The 714-nt window shown below is 76.8% G+C and carries 2 pseudogenes; both read left to right on the top strand.

What is annotated here, in order from left to right:
• Positions 1-256, top strand: a pseudogene (locus tag B7767_RS39540) (hypothetical protein); the annotation flags it as partial.
• A 10-nt stretch (positions 257-266) separates the two neighbouring features.
• Positions 267-714 (top strand): annotated as a pseudogene (locus B7767_RS39545) (ABC transporter); the annotation flags it as partial.

Below are 714 nucleotides of genomic sequence, written 5' to 3' on the forward strand. Positions count from 1 at the left end.
CACGCGCGTGGAGGAGCTGTACGGCCTGCTGGTCGCCGCCGGGCCGGCCGACGCCGACGGGCCGGGGCGGCCGGCCGGCGGACCGGTGGCCGTCAGCCCGCAGACGCTGATGGTGCCGGGCGGGACGCTGTGGCACCGCGCGGACTGTCCGCTGGTCGCGGGGAAGGCGGAGGCGGTTCCGGTGGACGGGAGGCTGGTCGCGGGCGGTGAGCTGGAGCCCTGTCCGGTCTGCGAACCCGCCGACGGGTCCGGTTGAGGACTCGCCGATGTCCTCGCTGACGTACGACCTCACGCTGGCCGGTCTGTCGGTGGGCGCCGCGGCGGCGCTCACCGGGATCGGTCTGATCGTGACGTACCGGGCGACCGGGGTGCTGAACTTCGCGCACGGTGCGATCGCGATGGTGTGCGCCTATGTGCTGCGCGGCCTGGTGGTCGACCGGGGCTGGCCGCCGTGGCCGGCCGCCGCGCTGACGCTGCTGGTGCTGGCGCCGGGGATCGGGGTGGTGCTGGAGCGGTTCGTGTTCCGGCCGCTGTCCGTGCGGGGCGGCGATCCGGCGCGGGCGCTGGTGGCGTCCATCGGGGTGTTCGTCCTGCTGGTGGGCGGGGCGGCGCTGCTGTGGGGGCGGGGGGCGCGGGACGACGCGCCGGTGCTGGTGCCGGCGGAGCCGTGGGGACAACTGGCGGTGGTGGTCGTGCTGGCCGCGGGGGTCGGGG

This window comes from Streptomyces sp. 13-12-16 (assembly GCF_002114215.1).
Taxonomy (GTDB): Bacteria; Actinomycetota; Actinomycetes; order Streptomycetales; family Streptomycetaceae; genus Streptomyces.